Source organism: Paenibacillus sp. FA6 (assembly GCF_051550225.1).
Lineage (GTDB): Bacteria > Bacillota > Bacilli > Paenibacillales > Paenibacillaceae > Paenibacillus_AQ.
This window is the reverse complement of record NZ_CP188820.1, coordinates 5,876,688-5,894,364: the sequence shown is the minus strand read 5'-3', so window position 1 is coordinate 5,894,364 and position 17,677 is coordinate 5,876,688. Positions and strand designations below refer to the sequence as shown.

The 17,677-nt window shown below is 40.4% G+C and carries 18 protein-coding genes; 4 read left to right on the top strand and 14 right to left on the bottom strand.

The genetic code is table 11. The features are described from left to right. Positions 1–81: 81 nt before the first annotated feature. The 5 genes from ACP8HI_RS26560 to ACP8HI_RS26540 form a co-directional block, all read right to left on the bottom strand. Positions 82–399: a thioredoxin family protein gene (locus ACP8HI_RS26560; protein ID WP_438349063.1), complete on the bottom strand. Its 318-nt coding sequence runs from the start codon at positions 397–399 to the stop codon at positions 82–84. 200 nt (positions 400–599) lie between these two features. After that, positions 600–1,532, bottom strand: a complete 933-nt coding sequence (locus tag ACP8HI_RS26555; RefSeq protein WP_438352006.1) for a manganese-dependent inorganic pyrophosphatase — start codon at positions 1,530–1,532, stop codon at positions 600–602. Positions 1,533–1,672: 140 nt separating this feature from the next. Then, the gene (locus ACP8HI_RS26550) at positions 1,673–2,881 is read right to left on the bottom strand and encodes an SLC45 family MFS transporter (protein WP_438349062.1); all 1,209 of its coding nucleotides are present in this window, start codon (positions 2,879–2,881) and stop codon (positions 1,673–1,675) included. 4 nt (positions 2,882–2,885) lie between these two features. Continuing rightward, positions 2,886–3,623: a glycerophosphodiester phosphodiesterase gene (locus ACP8HI_RS26545; RefSeq protein WP_438349061.1), complete on the bottom strand. Its 738-nt coding sequence runs from the start codon at positions 3,621–3,623 to the stop codon at positions 2,886–2,888. A 232-nt stretch (positions 3,624–3,855) separates the two neighbouring features. After that, positions 3,856–5,019, bottom strand: a complete 1,164-nt coding sequence (locus ACP8HI_RS26540; RefSeq protein WP_438349060.1) for a cation:proton antiporter — start codon at positions 5,017–5,019, stop codon at positions 3,856–3,858. 329 nt (positions 5,020–5,348) lie between these two features. On the opposite strand from ACP8HI_RS26540, the gene ACP8HI_RS26535 reads away from it, so the two are divergent. Genes ACP8HI_RS26535 through ACP8HI_RS26525 form a run of 3 tightly spaced genes read left to right on the top strand, consistent with a single transcriptional unit; the run spans position 5,349 to position 7,290 of the window. Then, positions 5,349–5,717: a GntR family transcriptional regulator gene (locus ACP8HI_RS26535; protein ID WP_438349059.1), complete on the top strand. Its 369-nt coding sequence runs from the start codon at positions 5,349–5,351 to the stop codon at positions 5,715–5,717. Beyond that, positions 5,717–6,613, top strand: coding sequence for an ABC transporter ATP-binding protein (locus tag ACP8HI_RS26530; RefSeq protein ID WP_438349058.1), 897 nt, complete (start codon positions 5,717–5,719; stop codon positions 6,611–6,613). Before ACP8HI_RS26535 ends, ACP8HI_RS26530 begins: the two co-directional genes overlap by 1 nt. Before the next feature lie 8 nt (positions 6,614–6,621). After that, positions 6,622–7,290: a hypothetical protein gene (locus ACP8HI_RS26525; protein WP_438349057.1), complete on the top strand. Its 669-nt coding sequence runs from the start codon at positions 6,622–6,624 to the stop codon at positions 7,288–7,290. Between the two features lie 211 nt (positions 7,291–7,501). On the opposite strand, the gene ACP8HI_RS26520 is transcribed toward ACP8HI_RS26525, so the two are convergent. From ACP8HI_RS26520 to ACP8HI_RS26490, 7 genes are all read right to left on the bottom strand, one after another. Next, complete coding sequence (locus ACP8HI_RS26520) at positions 7,502–8,029, bottom strand: hypothetical protein (RefSeq protein WP_438349056.1); 528 nt, start codon at positions 8,027–8,029, stop codon at positions 7,502–7,504. A 69-nt stretch (positions 8,030–8,098) separates the two neighbouring features. Next, positions 8,099–8,386, bottom strand: coding sequence for a DUF6509 family protein (locus ACP8HI_RS26515; protein ID WP_438349055.1), 288 nt, complete (start codon positions 8,384–8,386; stop codon positions 8,099–8,101). 86 nt (positions 8,387–8,472) lie between these two features. Beyond that, the gene (locus ACP8HI_RS26510; RefSeq protein ID WP_438349054.1) at positions 8,473–9,027 is read right to left on the bottom strand and encodes a DUF1273 domain-containing protein; all 555 of its coding nucleotides are present in this window, start codon (positions 9,025–9,027) and stop codon (positions 8,473–8,475) included. A 325-nt stretch (positions 9,028–9,352) separates the two neighbouring features. Continuing rightward, positions 9,353–10,402 (bottom strand): hypothetical protein, encoded by a 1,050-nt coding sequence (locus ACP8HI_RS26505; RefSeq protein WP_438352005.1) that lies wholly within the window; start codon positions 10,400–10,402, stop codon positions 9,353–9,355. A gap of 156 nt (positions 10,403–10,558) precedes the next feature. After that, positions 10,559–10,891: a hypothetical protein gene (locus ACP8HI_RS26500; protein WP_438349053.1), complete on the bottom strand. Its 333-nt coding sequence runs from the start codon at positions 10,889–10,891 to the stop codon at positions 10,559–10,561. A gap of 501 nt (positions 10,892–11,392) precedes the next feature. Continuing rightward, on the bottom strand, positions 11,393–12,688 hold the full coding sequence (locus tag ACP8HI_RS26495) for an arsenic transporter (protein WP_438349052.1): 1,296 nt from the start codon (positions 12,686–12,688) through the stop codon (positions 11,393–11,395). A gap of 15 nt (positions 12,689–12,703) precedes the next feature. After that, positions 12,704–13,030: an ArsR/SmtB family transcription factor gene (locus ACP8HI_RS26490; RefSeq protein ID WP_438349051.1), complete on the bottom strand. Its 327-nt coding sequence runs from the start codon at positions 13,028–13,030 to the stop codon at positions 12,704–12,706. Positions 13,031–13,176: 146 nt separating this feature from the next. Here ACP8HI_RS26490 and ACP8HI_RS26485 point away from each other — a divergent pair, with 146 nt between their 5' ends. Continuing rightward, entirely contained in the window at positions 13,177–14,283 is a 1,107-nt protein-coding gene (locus ACP8HI_RS26485) for a metallophosphoesterase (protein WP_438349050.1), read from the top strand. A gap of 183 nt (positions 14,284–14,466) precedes the next feature. Here ACP8HI_RS26485 and ACP8HI_RS26480 read toward each other — a convergent pair whose 3' ends face one another. Further along, entirely contained in the window at positions 14,467–15,729 is a 1,263-nt protein-coding gene (locus ACP8HI_RS26480) for an Nramp family divalent metal transporter (RefSeq protein WP_438352004.1), read from the bottom strand. A gap of 291 nt (positions 15,730–16,020) precedes the next feature. Next, positions 16,021–17,562 carry a tetratricopeptide repeat protein gene (locus ACP8HI_RS26475; protein WP_438349049.1) on the bottom strand — a complete coding sequence of 514 codons (1,542 nt, stop codon included), beginning with the start codon at positions 17,560–17,562 and terminating at the stop codon, positions 16,021–16,023. Positions 17,563–17,677 lie beyond the last annotated feature (115 nt).

Genomic DNA, 17,677 nt, shown 5'->3' with positions numbered 1-17,677 from the left:
CTACAAGCAGAAATACCCTCCCATCAAATTGCTATTTGATGGAGGGTATCGTTACTATTCGAAACAGTAGAAGACATGATCCTACTTAATCGAATCTAAGTATTCCGTGATCTGAGCAGGAGTCTTAGCGAATTTACTATGTAGATGCGCTACTTTCTCCCCATTTCGATACACTAATAAGCTTGGAATTCCACGTACATCATTCTCTTCGGAAATATTGGATAATTGTTCAACATCCAACGCGTAGAAACGTTTGTCGGGATTCTTATCAATAATTCCATCCATAAACTTATCCAACGTTTTGCAATCTGGGCACCACGTCGCATCATATTTAATGACAGTCCACTCATCACTCTGTGTCAGTTGACGGTACTGTTCTTCTGTTTGAATTCTTTCCATATTGTTATTCCTCCTAGGAGATATATTCTATTCTTTATTTTAACGTTTATTTATTCTTTTGCAAACTATCTAAACATTATGAGAAAGTGACTATCGTGGGTGCGAAGGGATGGATATGGGCTACATCCCCCTTTCCGCCATCAACAAAAATGCGCAATCAAGCCAAAACTCGGCTATGACTACGCTTTTTTTAAAAGGAATTATAGTTTTTTAAGTGTCTCAGTTAACACAGGTACGATTTGTGATTTACGTGATACAACACCTTTTAGCAGAACTTTATTGTCAACTAATTGGACATTGTACGCTTGTTCAACCGCATTCGTTACTTTTCCAAGTGCTAGGGCAACGGAATCGTTATTGAGAATGTCGGTCACTACGAATACGAATAGATCCAATCCCTTATCGGCTATAACACCAGACAACGCATCTTCCAATTCAGCCTGACGACCCAATACATCATTGATATCCACAGCATTTACTTGAGCAATCTCCACTTTGTAGTCGCCCATTTGGAATTCTTTCGCATCAAGAGAGATCAGTTCATTGATCGTCTTATCACTAAGATCGGCACCAGCCTTTAGCATCTCTAGTCCGTAGCTATCCAAGTTAACACCAGCAATTTCAGCTAATTCCTTAGCTGCAGCCACATCTTCATCCGTACAAGTTGGTGATTTCAGGAGCAGGGAGTCTGAAATAATAGCGGATAACATTAATCCTGCGATTTCCTTACGAATAGCTACTCCCTTTTCCTTATATATTTTATTTAAAATAGTCGCTGTACATCCAACAGGTTCAGCGCGGTAATATAAAGGATGACTTGTTTCGAAATTCGCAATACGATGATGGTCAATAACTTCAACAACACGAACCTTATCAATATCACTCGCGCTTTGCTGACGTTCGTTATGATCTACTAATATAACTTCTTCTACTTCATTAGATACCGTCTCTACTAGACGAGGTGCCTCGACTTTGAAATAGTCCAGTGCATATTGTGTTTCCCCACTAACATTACCCAATCGCACGGGCTCTGCATTCACACCTAGTGCATTCTTTAGTTCAGCATAAGCAATAGCAGAGCAAATCGTATCTGTGTCTGGATTCTTATGCCCAAATATAAGTACCTTCGTCAACATTATTATTCTCTCCTTCTCGTGGTCAATAGAAAATACGCAAGAATGATTGTTCCATTTATAGATTATAACGTCAAATTCAACTTATTCCAATCCCCTTACAGAGAATAATTTATAAATAGGTAAACAGAAGGATTTACCTAGTTCGAAATTCCTCGATCCGCTATATCCAAAGGCTCATTTCCTTGTCTAACCATAAGCATAAATGCCAACGCCACTAGCATACTCGCCGATGCACAATAGAACAATATGGAATACCCAAAGCTATCGATCATCTGACCCAATAGAGGTGGTGATGATATCGCAGCTAATGAGGATACTAGATAATACAATCCTGTTCGTGTACCAATACTCTCTTCCTTACCTGTTGAAATAATAAATGGGTAAGAGTTGATATTAATACATGCCCAGAACATCCCCCCAATAAGCAATACAACGCGAAGCATCAGTAAATCTTTGACGAAGGTAACCAGAGCGAACACTACGAACAAACCACATATCCCTATAACGATCATCTTCTTCTTTCCGAATCGCTTGCCCATAAATCCACTTGGAATCGCAAAGAGAACGAAGGCTACTGAGAAAAAGGCAAGAGAAAATACAGCATCCCCCTCACTCAGTCCCAGATGGTTTTTACCATAGAGCGTAAATAACGTTTCAACACCTTGGTAAGCGACGAACCAGAAGAAAATAGCCGTAAGTAAAAATACCGTTGTACGGTCGAGCTGACTTTTCAATGAAATGCGGGGTTTCTTATTAACTATCGAGGTTTCAGTTTGTAAGTTGACTCCATCTCTCTCTTCCTTAATCGATCGAGAGACGACCAGAAGACAAATAAGAGTTACTATCGACGCAGCAATGAATGGTGCTGACTGATGAACATTATACAACATGGAACCCACACCAAATGCAATAATAGAACCTACCCCACCCATGAAATTGATAATTCCATTAGCTTTCGTACGTCCATTCTCCGGTGTAATATCTGGCATTAATGCAACGGTCGGAGATCGATACAAACTCATGGATAGGTTCATCAGAATCATGAACAATAGAAGGGTGAATAGCCCTGTATGAAAAGGAATAATGGCTGTAAAGATCGCTGCAAATGGCATTCCAATTAGCAAAAAGGGGATTCTTCGACCATATCGGGTTCTAGTACGGTCACTTCGATTCCCTATCCATGGTTGTAGAAAGAGCGCAAAATAATTGTCAATCGTCATCAAAAAGCCTACAACTGCTATGCTTTGTACGTAGTGCTCCAAAAACAAGGGAACGAATGCATTATATAATGCCCATGTAATGCTAATACTGAAAAATCCAAAACCCAACAACCATGTTCTTTTCACACACTCACACTCCTCTATTCGCCAATAATTCAGCTAATTGATCAGGATAATCTGTTATAATACCTGACACGCCTGCTTCAATTAGTGCCTTCATTCGATCGATCGTATTCACTGTAAAAGGATGATAATCTTTACCATGTTTAGTCGCTTCTGCTACAAACTCTGGCAATACAGCATAGTGATTCGCATGAAGCGCATCCGCACCTACGGTCGAAGCATAATCCCATGGGCGATACAATCCTTCCATATACAAGATCCCTGTGCGGATCTCTGGAGCAATCGACTTACAGTAAGCTAAGGAGTAATGATTAAAGCTAGATATCACCACTCGCCCAGTCATTCCAAATTCCCTTACAAGGTGAATGACTTTCTCTTCCATTCCCGGATACATAAATATGCCATTCTTCAACTCGATATTCAGTATCGTATCCCGCTCACGAAGAAGGTCCAATAACTCTTCTAATGTAGGAATGTGTTCCCCCTTAAATGCTTCTCCAAACCAAGAACCGGCATCCTGCACAGATATTTCTTCAAGCGTCATGTCTTTCACAAAGCCCTTTCCATTAGTGGTCCGGTTGATGGCTTCATCATGGATCAAGACAAGTTGGCTGTCCTTCGTCATCTGAACATCTGTTTCAATTCCTGTTGCACCTAATTCGAGACTTTTGATAAATGCTGACATCGTATTCTCAGGACACACTGCAGATGCACCTCGATGTGCAAAGTTAATGATCTTCTTCATCGTTATTTCCTCCTCTAATTGAGTTTTACTTTATTTTATTATAGTTTTTATTGTTGTTAGATACATCATCTAATTGTAAAAAGAGAAAAGTTTAAATGGGAGAGACAGACTATAAACGCTAAGAAGGACGCCTATCGGCGTCCTTAATGAAAGAATTAATATGTTTAACTGCTCATAGAACAGCTGTCTAAGGATGATGTAACCGTAACTATCGTGGTCGCAAAGGGATGAGTTAGTTAGCTTTTTCTTTGACAATGGTTGGCTCGTGGAAAAAGTACTTTAATAGTGGTGGAGTCACTAACGTAGTTAGGATGACCACGATGATCACCGATGTGAAATATTCCGGAAGCAACAACCCCGTTTGTAGACCTGTAGCTGCGATAATTAGTGCCACTTCTCCTCTGGAGATCATTCCTGCACCAATGGCAAGCGAAGAATGGGTATTGAATCCTGTGAGTCGCGCTCCAATTCCACCACCCAACCATTTGCTCGTAATAGCAACGACTAAGAGTAGAAGGAGAAATCCTATTTGTTGTCCCACGCCCTCAAAGGATACACTGAGACCAATACTCACAAAAAAGACTGGAACAAATATGGAATAGGCGATAGGTTCAATCTTTCGCTCCACAACGTGTTTAAACGATGTTTGTGATATAGCTATCCCTGCAGCAAATGAACCTATAATACCAGCCATTCCCATCTTATCTGCAAAATACGCAAAGCTAAAGCAAATAATTAAAGCAGTCGTCACCGTTGCTTCCGTTACTTTAAGTTTGGAGAATAGACCCATCATTCTCGGTACAAGCAACCACCCTGCAACAAAAATAACGATAAAGAACACCACTTGCTTACCAATCAATAATCCTAAATTCACGCTTTCTCCTGTTCCGATTAAACTCATCAACACAGCAAGCAGAATAACGACAAGAACATCATCGGCAACTGCAGCCCCCAGAATGGTTGTACCTTCACGTGAATCTAATTTATTTAAATCTTTTAATACTTGAGCGGAAATACTAACTGACGTTGCGCTCATAATAACACCCATAAAAAGAGCCGCGCTGTTCGAGAAACCGAAGAGTTCTGCAATACCAAACCCTCCTATAAATGGGAGGATAATTCCCCCTACAGCAACAGCAATCGCTGACTTCCAATTACTCTTCAGTTGATCTAAGTCTGTCTCTAGACCCGCTATAAACATAAGCAATAACACACCAATTTCCGACATTTCATGAATAAAGCTACTATCATCCGGAATCCAACCTAATACCGCTGGACCCAAAATAATTCCGACAATCAATTTACCCAGTACCGAAGGCTGTCCTAGACGGACCGAAATATCTCCCGCAACTTTAGTGAACAACAAAATAAGTACAAGATATAAAAAAAATTCCATAGTTCATCTCCCTTTTCTAATTATCTCTATCTAATCTACCCTCCATGGTCGGTTCTTATAAAAATCGTATTCACCATGAAAAAGAGGAGCCAACTTAGCTTGGCTCCTCAAAAAAAACAGGAGGAGCCCTTGGTGACAGGCTCCTCCATGAATCCGTACAACAATATAATAAACCGTATGCTGTAATTATAAAGATAACTTAAAGATTTGTAAACTTAATTTTATTCTATTACCTCTTCATATTGACAACAGCGTTATCTGGTTGTACGGTTAATTACATAAGTAACTAACCTGTGTCTAGGGGTGAACAATCTGGAGGTTGTGATGCAATGGGATTCTTAATAGATGATGGCCGACCGATTTACATGCAGATTGCCGAACGAATTGAAAATGACATCATTCAAGGGGAATTGCCTGAAGAATCGCAGGTCCCCTCGACCAATCAATTCGCGTCCTTCTATCTTATTAATCCTGCAACAGCTGCAAAAGGTGTAAATCTGTTGGTGGACCAAGAAATTCTGTATAAGAAACGGGGAATTGGTATGTTTGTAGCTTCTGGGTCGCGGGTGAAATTGATGGAGAAGCGTAAAGAGCAGTTTTTCGAACAGTATGTAGTGACTATGATTCGCGAGGCGGAGAAGTTAGGAATTACAACAGAGCAATTGACAGACATGATTCTGAGAGGGGATAACTCATAATGAGTACCGTAGTCAAAGTCAAAGGACTTACAAAATCATATGGAAAAGTACACGCGATCCAAGATGTCAGCTTCTCCATAGAATCGAACAAAATATATGGACTTCTCGGACGAAACGGAGCTGGTAAAACGACCATTATGCATTTAATCACGGCACAACAATTTGCTTCGAGTGGGGAGCTACAGGTTTTCGGGGAGAATCCATATGAGAATAACCAGGTACTCAGCCAATGTTGCTTCATCAAGGAAAGCCAAAGGTATCCAGACAGTTACCGTATTATTGACGTACTCGAGGTCTCTTCGTCCTTCTTTCCCAATTGGGACCGCGAGTATGCTTACTCTTTAATTGAACTATTTCGCCTTCCTCTGAAACGGAGAATGAAGAAATTATCTAGGGGAATGCTCTCCTCCGTAGGAATTGTTATCGGTCTAGCCAGTCGAGCACCCCTTACCATCTTTGACGAACCCTATTTAGGACTAGATGCCGTTTCAAGAAGCTTATTTTACGAACAACTCTTGGAGGATTACAGTAAATATCCTAGAACCGTTATCTTATCTACCCATCTTATTGATGAGGTAAGCCAGATATTAGAACATGTGATGGTTATTGATAATGGTAGGATCATTATTGACGAAGATGCTGATGAGCTTCGCGGACTGGCATTTACTGTTGTAGGTCCAACTACATCTGTAGAGAACTTTGTGGCTAGACGAAACGTCATTGATCGTAAGCCATTTGGTGGGTTGTTGTCAGCTACTATCATGGCAAGACTGAGTGGCGGAGACCGACAACAAGCAGCTACTCTTGGATTGGAACTCAGCACCGTCTCTTTACAGCAACTTATTATTTATTTGACGAATAGTAGATTAGAAGATAAGTCGGTGATATTCCCATGAGTCGAGCTATGAGTGTATTAAAAATGCATTCCAGAGATAAAAATATGTGGTTTTATGTTCCATTACTTGTTTTACTCTTCAGCTTTACTATTAATCTTCTTGTAAGTCTTCTTCCGAATATTGGGACTACTATTTATACGGGTGGAATTATATCCATCTTTATTTACATGTTTGTGATGGGTACAATCACCTTGCCTCAAACCTTTCCCTTCGCGCTTGGCTTAAGTATTACTAGAAGGGATTTCTTCTTAGGTACAACAGCGATGTCTACTATCGTAAGTGCAACTATGGCATTCCTGTTATGTATATCTTCACAACTTGAAAGAGTAACCGATCATTGGGGCGGAAGTCTACATTTCTTCGACATGCCATACTTAAATGACGGTACGATATTTGAACAGTTTTGTATTTATTTCATTATGATAATGAATATGTATTTCATTGGATTACTTATATCCAGTATGCATCGACGTTTTGGAGGTATGGGCTTGCTCATTCTGGCCGTATTGATGTTGTTATTGTTCAGCTTAAGCGGATATATCCTTTACATTTGGTGGGACACGATCACGAGTTGGCTGACCCATCACTCTGCCTTTAATATAGCTCTCTGGATGATCCCTATAACATTCTGTTATGCCATCCTATCGTATTGGTTGTTGCGCAGATCGACTGTATAATATCGAAAGAAAAAAGTCGTCCGCAATAAATATGGGCGACTTTTTGAATATCAACAAAAAAATTACAATTCCAATAAAGTTATGCACAGTTGCTAGCATTTTATAAACAATTATGTTTATTTACTCACATTTTAACTTGAGTTATTAACATTTTTCGCATAGTTACTAACATTCATGTGGATAACCAGCCTGTTTCACACCATTTATCCTTTTATGAAAAGTTATTCACAGTCCAGCGATGTTGATATTTCTCAAGCATAGGATGTAATTCTTGGGGCTCCGAACTTAATAAGAGTCGAATCTTGACGATCCACTCTTCAAAAGATGAGAACGAGGCGAACAAATCAGCCGTCTCAGGCGTTATGTACAGAAAATATGGAGCCTTGTATTTCTCCGCAAGTAACCGAAGGGCGGAATCCATCGGTGTGTATTTCTTCCGCTTACCTTCCCATCCTTCAACCACCACTTTCGAGTAACCTCGATCGTTTCTCCATTCGAATAATCTTTTCTCTCGCTTATGAAAAGCACTTACCGGTTCCTTCAGCATCCGCCTTACAGTTTCCTCGTGTAAAGGATATAGCACAAGCTTATCAAATGAATAATGCTCCATACTTTCCACTGCAAGATCTAATTCCCCATCCGTCGTTTTCTCAAAAGTATCATAATAAATGAGTGTACCCTTTCGTTTCTCCTCTGGAGGTTCATAACCAAATGGTACGGATTGAATATTCCGACTCATGCTTTTCCCTCCTCAGGCACAATTTGTGAGTAGTATGCCCGAATCATTCATCGTTAAACACCTAATTCATTACGCAGGTAGATGTTCTTTACAATACGTATCCACAGCTTCAATCTCATCATCTTCTAAATCGAACTCAACATAACGCTCCGAAGTTCTTTCCAAAAGCTCGTATTTCACGATACCCGTCCGACTTTCATCAACCGTATAAATAACTCTTACATTCAATCCGTCTTCGAAATACAGTTCATCATCCTCTGGCACATCAAGCTCGAGAATAAATTCGTAGCGTTGTCCGGTCAAAATGTTGAACGGATCCTTAATTAATTTTACAGTATGATTCGTAATAGTTAACATATCTTCATCCTTTCAAATCCCTAAAGGGGGAGAACAAGTTTTCAAGCTCCATATCTATTATACCGCAAATTCACATACCTTCAGACTTAAATAATAAATTCATCATATTCATCCGCTATACTTTGAATATCTTCCGAGTTGACATTGATATATACGTATCCGTCTAGTTGCTGCTTCTTCAATGCTTTGTCTTTAAAAAACTTCGGGCTACCCTCTCCCGCATCTTCATCATACACCAGTAATATTCCGTCTGTTTTTCTTAATAATAAGTCATCCCTTGCCGTGAACTGCCAAATCCCACTGTAAGGCTGCTTACTCACCGCACCATAATAGTCCACACTTCTAAGGATTTGATTATAGTACTCCTTCTTATCTTCCTTCCATTTCTCTTCTTGATTCAAGAATGCCGTTATAATAGAACATTTCAGGTGTGGATATTGTTCCTTCAGAGAAATAACTGCCTCACATGTCCATAAATCCACTCCGTATTGACCTGGTGTAATAATCCATTCCAAACCATCTTCAATAAGAGGAATCAATTTTCTATTGATAGCTTTTTGTATATATGGAATACCTTTATGTTTCTGATCAAAAATATTCAGTTCATGTGCACGATAACCTGTTACGAGCAGATTCTTCATGGCCAGATGACTCCCTTTAGTGCGAGTTCAAAAAGTCGGCTTTTCAGCACCGAGAAGATTGAATGAAGCAAGGGAATGAGGAGCGGAGCGTAGGCAGTACCTACGTGAGCACCGGAAGGACCGGCTGAATTCAATATTCGATGTCGAATACGCTTCTCGCTATACTTCGTGATCAAAAGATGACTTTTTGAACTACCTCTTTAGATTTCCTCTTATTGCAATCTTATTAGTATAGGTTCCCACACTCGATCTGTCCAACTGACTTCAAAGATATGTCGTTATCGCACTTAAAAGACCTAGCTTAATCAGCTAGGTCTGTCTAAATTCACTTCTTCATTCTAACCTGTAGGATCTTTAACGTTGCAAGCTCTCGTGTTGTGAGTTGGCGTGCATAAGCTTGTGGTGATTTAACTATCTTCACCTTTTTTATTTTGCCTGCTCCAACTCTGCGAGCAACGCCGGTACCGAATATCCGCATAGCCCAATTTATAGGGAAAGCAATCGAGATACGACCATCAGAGGTACCTGCAAAGTTCACCGCTGCAGCATAATGATCTGCCTCTCTCAGCCAGACAGAGCCCGAGTCCCCTGGTAGAGAAACTGGATTACTTCCTCTGACGACCGTCTGATTGACAAAGTTGAGAACCCCCAGACCCTCTCCGTAATCGACTTGTACATCCGTGTTCACTGAATCCACAATCCCCTTGACCAACCCCGTTGTACGACCAACCTTCTTAAAATGTTCACCTACGCGATATGTCGTAACGTATCCCGGAAGGACGCCAACCGTTGCATAACGCGGACTTAACAAGCTATTTCTTATAGGAATCGATAGGGCCACATCTATAAGATTGCTACTATTCTTTTTTAATTGAACATATCTTGATAAGCGACCTACACCATCCCTTCCTGACTGCCCACCGTCTGCTCCTCCTGGCTGTAATGTTTCAGTATTCAACCTGGAATTTGTAGGATTCAAAACATGATTATTGCTAAGTATATATCGTTGATTAGCACTCGGTACATTCGTAACGATTAAACCTACGGTGCCCGATCCCTCTGTAGTACCGATACTATAACCAGCCGGAATGGGACGGATTCTTTTTTTGTAATCTACAAAAGCATTTAACTTCCCTGATTTAACGTAGCGAACTGGAACTGTTGTTACTTTTCCCTTTGTCTTCATTGTTAGGGTCGAAGAATGTCCAAGTAATGTAGACGAGAGCTTATTCGTATATATGATCACTGCAGCGCCTTTCTTAGGATGGTTAGGATCCTTATAACCTACACCAATACCTTGAACATCAGACCTTGCTAACATACTACGAGCCTTACTTTTCTTCATTGCATGTGCTGCTGAAAAAGTAGCCAATATCCATCACCTTTTCCCATTTAGATACGCTATAGTATTCTGTTGGTCGCAAATGTTTATGGGCTTTTTAATAATTATGAATGGATTAGCAACAGAAAGAAGCAGCCCTCCACTCCGAGGTAAACTGCTTCTTTCTGTTATATTACATTTATTTCCATTCTATGACTTAGCAATAAACGTAAATGCGATCTGTCTTGTTACCGTACTTGGGTTAAAAACTACAACAACCCATTGGTTATCATTTAATGAGTAATTGGCAGTTGCATAAGCAGGTATTGAGTTATTTCTGTCGATCCACCATCCACCATTCACTGGCTTTAGGCTACCTCCATTAAAGGTAAATGTGAAAAAAGTGTTAGGAGTAATAGTCCTGAAAAATACGAATCGAAAAAATCCACCTCCTAGATTTTGAGTCGCCTTTGCTTTATTTGCAATGACACTCGCTTTTTTAAATCGTGCATTTGCCTTTTTAATAGATACTAATTTTTTCATAATCTCACCTCCTGCTTATATTAAATGCTAAGCAAAGGGGACTAGCTTGGATAGATTAACCCGTTAATCTTCATCATTTTTGATAAACAATTATGATATCGCTTTCAATTGATCTAAAATACATATTGGTTTTCCGTCACAGAATGTTCAATAATTAGATAAAGTCACACAAAGTTCACAAATATCACTTCAATAAAAAGGAGATGACTTTATATGATCACCCCAAAAAGTAAACGCGATAGCCAAATATTCCTTATCTTCGTCTCTGTTGGATTCTTTTATGCTATGTTTTATAGTGCATTCATTATCCTTTCCGTTCATGGACAATAACTTATTCCTTTCATTTATTTAACATAAACTATGTATCTTGAGCGATTTCCATTAGGTTAGTCTAATAGAAATCGCTCTTTTTATCATGCTTATATATTAGAAAACTCCACCTTGGCTCGTAGTAATTTTGAGAGCTTTAGGTGGAGTCCTCGTTCAGTTTTTATTCAGTCATTACATCATATTTAACCACAGATACAGACCCAAAAGAGTAATAAATAGTGTTGGAATCGTCAATATAATCCCCGTTTTAAAATACGTGCCCCAGGATATCTTCACATTCTTTGTGGACAACACATGAAGCCATAACAAGGTTGCCAACGAACCTATTGGGGTAATCTTCGGTCCTAAGTCGGAACCTATGACATTCGCATAGATCAGAGCTTCCCTAATCACACCACTTGTGTTCGTTGCATCAATCGCAAGAGCATCAATCATCACCGTAGGCATGTTATTCATGACCGATGAAATAAATGCTGCAATGAAGCCCATCCCCATCGTCGCTGCGAATAAACCTTGGTCAGCAACGATCTGTATGACATCTGCCAACAAATCGGTCAGTCCAGCATTTCGCAGCCCATATACAACAACATACATCCCGATGGAGAAGAAAACAATCGCCCATGGAGCGCCTTTAATGACTTCTTTTGTCTGTACATAAGGACTTCTTCTTGCCATAAGCAAGAAGAAGATCGCAATGATCCCTGCTACAAATGAAACTGGAATATTCACAAAGCCACTGACAAAGTACCCAATAAGTAATATAGCTAGAACTAACCAAGACAACCGAAACATCCTCATGTCTTTAATGGCATCCACCGGATTCTTAAGCTGAGTAGCATCGAAATGCTTTGGAATGCTTTTACGGAAGAAGAAATACAGAACCAAGATGCTAGCAACTAACGAGAAAATCGTCGGCACAATCATACGTCCTGCATATTCCATAAAGGTGATCCCGAAGAAATCAGCAGATACAATATTGACCAAATTACTGACAACAAGTGGTAATGAAGTCGTATCTGCAATAAAACCGCTGGCAATAATAAACGGAAACACTTTCTTTTCATCGAATTTCAGCGCTCGCACCATCGCTAGCACAATTGGAGTCAGTATTAATGCTGCACCGTCATTAGCGAAGAATGCAGCCACAATCGCCCCAAGGATCGTCACATAGACGAACATCCGAATCCCATTCCCACGTGCAGCTCTCGCCATATGTAAGGCAGCCCATTCGAATAACCCGATTCGGTCCAATATTAAAGAAATTAGGATGATGGCAACAAAGGCCAACGTAGCATTCCATACCATTAAGGTTACATCTACTACATCGCTAAAGCTTACGACCCCAACAAGCAATGCTAGTATCGCCCCACCGCAAGCGGACCAACCAATAGATAGGTTTCTAGGCTGCCAAATTACAAATACTAATGTTGCTATAAAAATAATACTTGCTAGAAATACAGACTCCACTCCTCAAACCTCCATTTATTCACACTCTGTGACGATCAACTCTTTATTTAAAAGTGTTAATATCGTTCTTGAATCAGGCATATGATCGAGAACAGCTTGGATATAAGGCTTGTCATTCACACTTAATGAATAATACACCCACTGTCCCCGTTTATCTTCCTTTACTAGACCTTGGTCTTTCAACTTTCTTAAATGCTGGCTAATGGCAGGTTGAGAAATATCAAAGATTCCAACAAATTCGCAAACACACCATTCCCGTTCTTTCAATAGAGACAGCATCACCAGGCGCGTCTTGTCACCTAAAAGCTTCATGTCATCCGCAATCTCAACAAGCGTATCCATATCCATCCCTCCTTTCATATGCTACATAATCATTCGATTATATAAGTGATTGATTATATAATAATCTACTCTTCTACATTAATCAATATCACAGGTTCTCCATCGACAGTGCTCTTTGGTATACTAGAGGATGAAAGGGGATTATTATGTTCATTCTTATAGGGTTAGTCTTCATCTTGTTATATGGTTTTCTCGTCTTTTATATCGGGTGGAGTGGTTGGAATTGGATGAAGCCGACACTTTCGCTCAAATTCAAGCTACTCTATATTCTCACACTTATTTTTCTATCCACATCCTTTATTCTGGCCAGATTATTTAATAATGTTTATATCAGTATCATCGGCTCATATTGGTTAGCTTTATTCAGTTTGCTATTGCTACTACTGCCGCTAGTACATATCACAGTTTGGTTGTTGCGACTGACGGTGCTCCCTAGACACTATATCCAGAAATGGTCTGGATTCATCACTTTGATTCTACTGATCTCGTTACTTTCATATGGGACATTTAATGCATTCAGCCCTGTTGTCCGTACCTATGATATCAACATTACCAAAAGTGCTCAGTCCTCTGAACCTTTGAAAATTGTGATGGCTTCCGATATGCATTTCAGTGTTCTCTCCGGGAAGAATCATGCGACTCGAATGGTTGAGGAGATTAACGCGTTGAAGCCAGATATCGTATTGTTTCCAGGAGATGTGTTCGATGATCAGGTCGAGCAGTATGTAAACCAAGGAATTGGACCAATTCTAGCTAAAATAGAAGCTCCTTACGGGGTATATGCCTCGTTAGGCAATCATGACAAATATAAAGGTACGATGGCTGAACTCATTGATATCCTCGAACAAAGCAATGTTCACGTGTTGTATGACGAATCGATAGCGATAGATGACCGTTTCACACTCATTGGTAGAAAAGACCACAGTGACGCAGCGAGAATCGAACTTTCTGACATTATGAAAGATGTAGATCTATCGAATCCAGTGATCCTGTTAGATCATCAACCTAAAGACTTGGATATCGCACAGCAGCAAGGAATCGATCTTATCGTCTCAGGGCATACCCATCGCGGACAGATCGCTCCAGCACACCTAATTACGCGACTCTTATTCGAGAATGATTGGGGATATCTTCAGAAGGAACAACTTCACTCTATCGTAACCTCTGGATTCGGCTTTTGGGGTCCTCCCATTCGCCTAGGTAGTCGCGCAGAAATCGTGCAAATTAACGTTACATTTGGTTTATATAAGTAGAAACAGCTATGCCGTCCTTTTTCAACGAGTTTATGCTTCCGATGCTAGCGATACTTCGTATCGCTTTGAGTCACCTGTTTCAGACGAAATATAAGGGAAAGAGTATCAAGTGAAACTTATACTTTCTTGTATTTAAATATAAGACAGGCAGCCATAACAACATTGGCTTCCTGTCTTATATTTTTAATAAAACATTTTATACAACAGAAATAAATTCAATAGGATAACTAATCCTGATACGATCCAGCCCATTAATGCAGTAATTCGATGATTGACTAAACCGCCCATGATTGTTCGGTTGCTTGTAAAGATAACCAATGGAATCAGGGCAAAAGCAATACCAAAGGATAATATGACTTGACTCATGATGAGAGCAGTCGTTGGATTAACACCAACTATGATAATTACCAACGGTGGAATGGTTGTAATTGCCCGCCGTACATACAAGTTGATTCTTTTATTAATAAAACCCTGCATCACCACATCGCCAGCCATAGTCCCCACGGAAGAACTAGATAGACCGGCAATCAATAATGCTAAGCCAAATGAAATAGCCGTTACCGGTCCAGCCAATTGACCAAATTGTTGAAAGGCTACATCCAGATCCTCAACCACAAGGCCATTTTTGAAAAATAACGCGGCGGAAACAATTACCATCGCCATATTAACCGCACCCGCAATAATCATTGCGATCATAATGTCTATGAATTCCCATTTGAAAATCTGTTTCTTCTCAAAATCATTGTTCCCTACCACACGGTTTTGTGTCAGAGAAGAATGAAGATAAATCGCATGCGGCATCACCGTAGCGCCCAGAATCCCTGCGGCCAAAAGAATGCTGTCCGCACCTTCAAACTTAGGGGTGAATATTCCTGCTGCTACCGCGCCCAGTTCAGGCTTAGCCACAATTACCTGAAAGGCGAAGGCTAATGCTACGATCAGCACCATCGCAGCGATGACAGCCTCCAATGAACGATATCCACGGCGCTGCAACTCAAGGATGGCAAAAGACCCAACGGCTGTAATAAGTGCAGCAGGAAGCATCGGAATACCAAAAAGTAAATATAAGCCTAATGCTGCCCCGATAAACTCGGCCAAGTCCGTGGCAATGATCACCAATTCACTTTGAATCCATAAGAAAATAGATACCCTTTTCGGAAATCTTTCATGTGCGATCTCGGGCAAATTTTTACCTGTAGCAATTCCAAGCTTTGCGGATAAAGACTGAATGAGAACTGCCATTAAATTAGACGCGGCTACAACCCACAATAAGAGATAACCATATTTAGATCCTGCCGTAATATTCGTTGCAAAGTTACCGGGGTCAATATAGGCTACCGCGGCAATAAAAGCCGGGCCGAGAAATGGGAGAATTCTTTTAATTCCCTTTATTTCTCCTCTTAATACGGCCTCTGCGGATATCATTTTTTTTTCACTTTTAAACATGTCTGGTTTCACAGTGTTTTGCTCTAACATTCCAATTCCTCCTCTTGCCAAAAAAACATGTTGTCTACACCCATCAATGTTTCCCTGATGCAACTAACATCCAAATTATATGCTCATAAATAAAAATTGTAAACACTTTTCATTTAATTTCCATAACTTTCTGGACTTCTTTTCAACTTAATCGCTTACCTGACTATCGCGTAGCCATGAAAAAAGATGGGTGGAGACCAGGATTAAATACCTGATCTCTGCCCATCTTAAATGGTTGTGCAAATTAACGTTACATTTGGTTTATAAAACAGATAAAAGCGACAAAGCTCCTTCATGAGCTGGTTCCATGGCTAGGGCTCTTTGAGCGTAATGGCGTGCAGGTTCTTCCATACCCGCTTCAGAGTAACAAATCGCCATATTATACAGTGCCTTGCTGTCAGCCGCATCAAGATTCACTGATCGTTCGTAGTATACCAACGCTTCCTCGTACAAATCCATTTCAAACAGCAGCATGCCACAGGTTAGTGCTAAGTCATGCTGCTCCTCCATGGGATAGTACCCTGTCCACATGAAGTCCATCCCTATCTGAATATCTTCCATTTCTTCATCATCACTAGTGGGAAGCAGATCCGAGATGCGCTGAGCGCTTTGTAAGAACAATTGAGCATCATAACCACCCAAACGCCAAAAGGATAGAATTTGACGTAGCTCCATTTGATCTACATGCTCATCAAACCATTCTTTCATTGTAAAGAAATCATCTGGGCCAAAACGGTCTACGAATCTCCGATAAGCTAGACGGGTATTACTATGGCTCAGCGGATCCGGAAGCATCAGAATACAGCCAACATTTAAGTTCTTATAGTGATGCTTGGTGAAGATGGATTGTGCTCCCTTTGATTCAAAAAAGGTTTGAATCGCATGATAATTCGCCGTTAAAGAGAAGCTTCCGTGGTGAATAATGCTAGGGGGCTCTGCAAATTCCCAGTTCTCTAAACGATGGTCCCCTTTATCTGCTGTGAGCAATAGGAAGCCCTCTTTAGATAAAAGACGAAGTCGTTCTAAACAGGTCAGCCCCATGGTTGGAAAAAGGATATGCGAATCCTCTAGTTTATCTGTGTACATCTTAATCACATCGTGGTACGGATACGATTCCTGTTCATATTCAACCGCTCTATGGTAATGATACTCAGGAGTGACCTTCTCAAGCATATCCGATGGGTTAAGGTCTCCAGCCTCATTCGAAAAGTGTAGAGAAACCCTGCACTCATAAATATTATTCTCACCAACATAGAGCAGTTCTTGTGGAATACTGTCAAAGAAATAATTCGCGACAACCAGTAGCGGTTGCTGCAAGTCACCCGGTCGTATAACGATCTTAGACTCCGTTAAGTGTAGTTCTGTATCCTGTACAGCATCAAAATGTGCGAAATCCAGAATTCCCTGTTCTACAAAGGGCACTAAGCTGGGATGCTGTTGCCAGTAGGCTATATTTTTGATGGCAAAATCACTCATACAATACCGAAAAGGCGGAAGTGCCATGCCGGAGAAATCCATTAGCTCACACAGCTCCTTAAGCACATGGAACGCTAATCGACCTGAACCCGCTCCAAGTTCAACAATCGTAACCGGTTCAGTTGTGTCACCTAGTCTAGATCGATCTTGAAGAAATCCAAATATGATATCCGCATATGCTCTAGCAATCATCGGATTATTCGTTATGTACAGTGGTACTTCCCCACTCTGCCAAGCCTTAAGCCCTTGTTCCTCGTAATAGGCTCTCTGTAACTCCCAAATGGGAGACTCACTGAAACGGTAGATCTGTTCATCGGGTTGTGTCATCCAATTATACCTACTTCATTCATATTATTTGTTAATCTAGCTAATGATATTATGGGTTAACATGACCTCCAAATCAAACACTTTCATTATTCACATATACTTGGCTAATAACTTT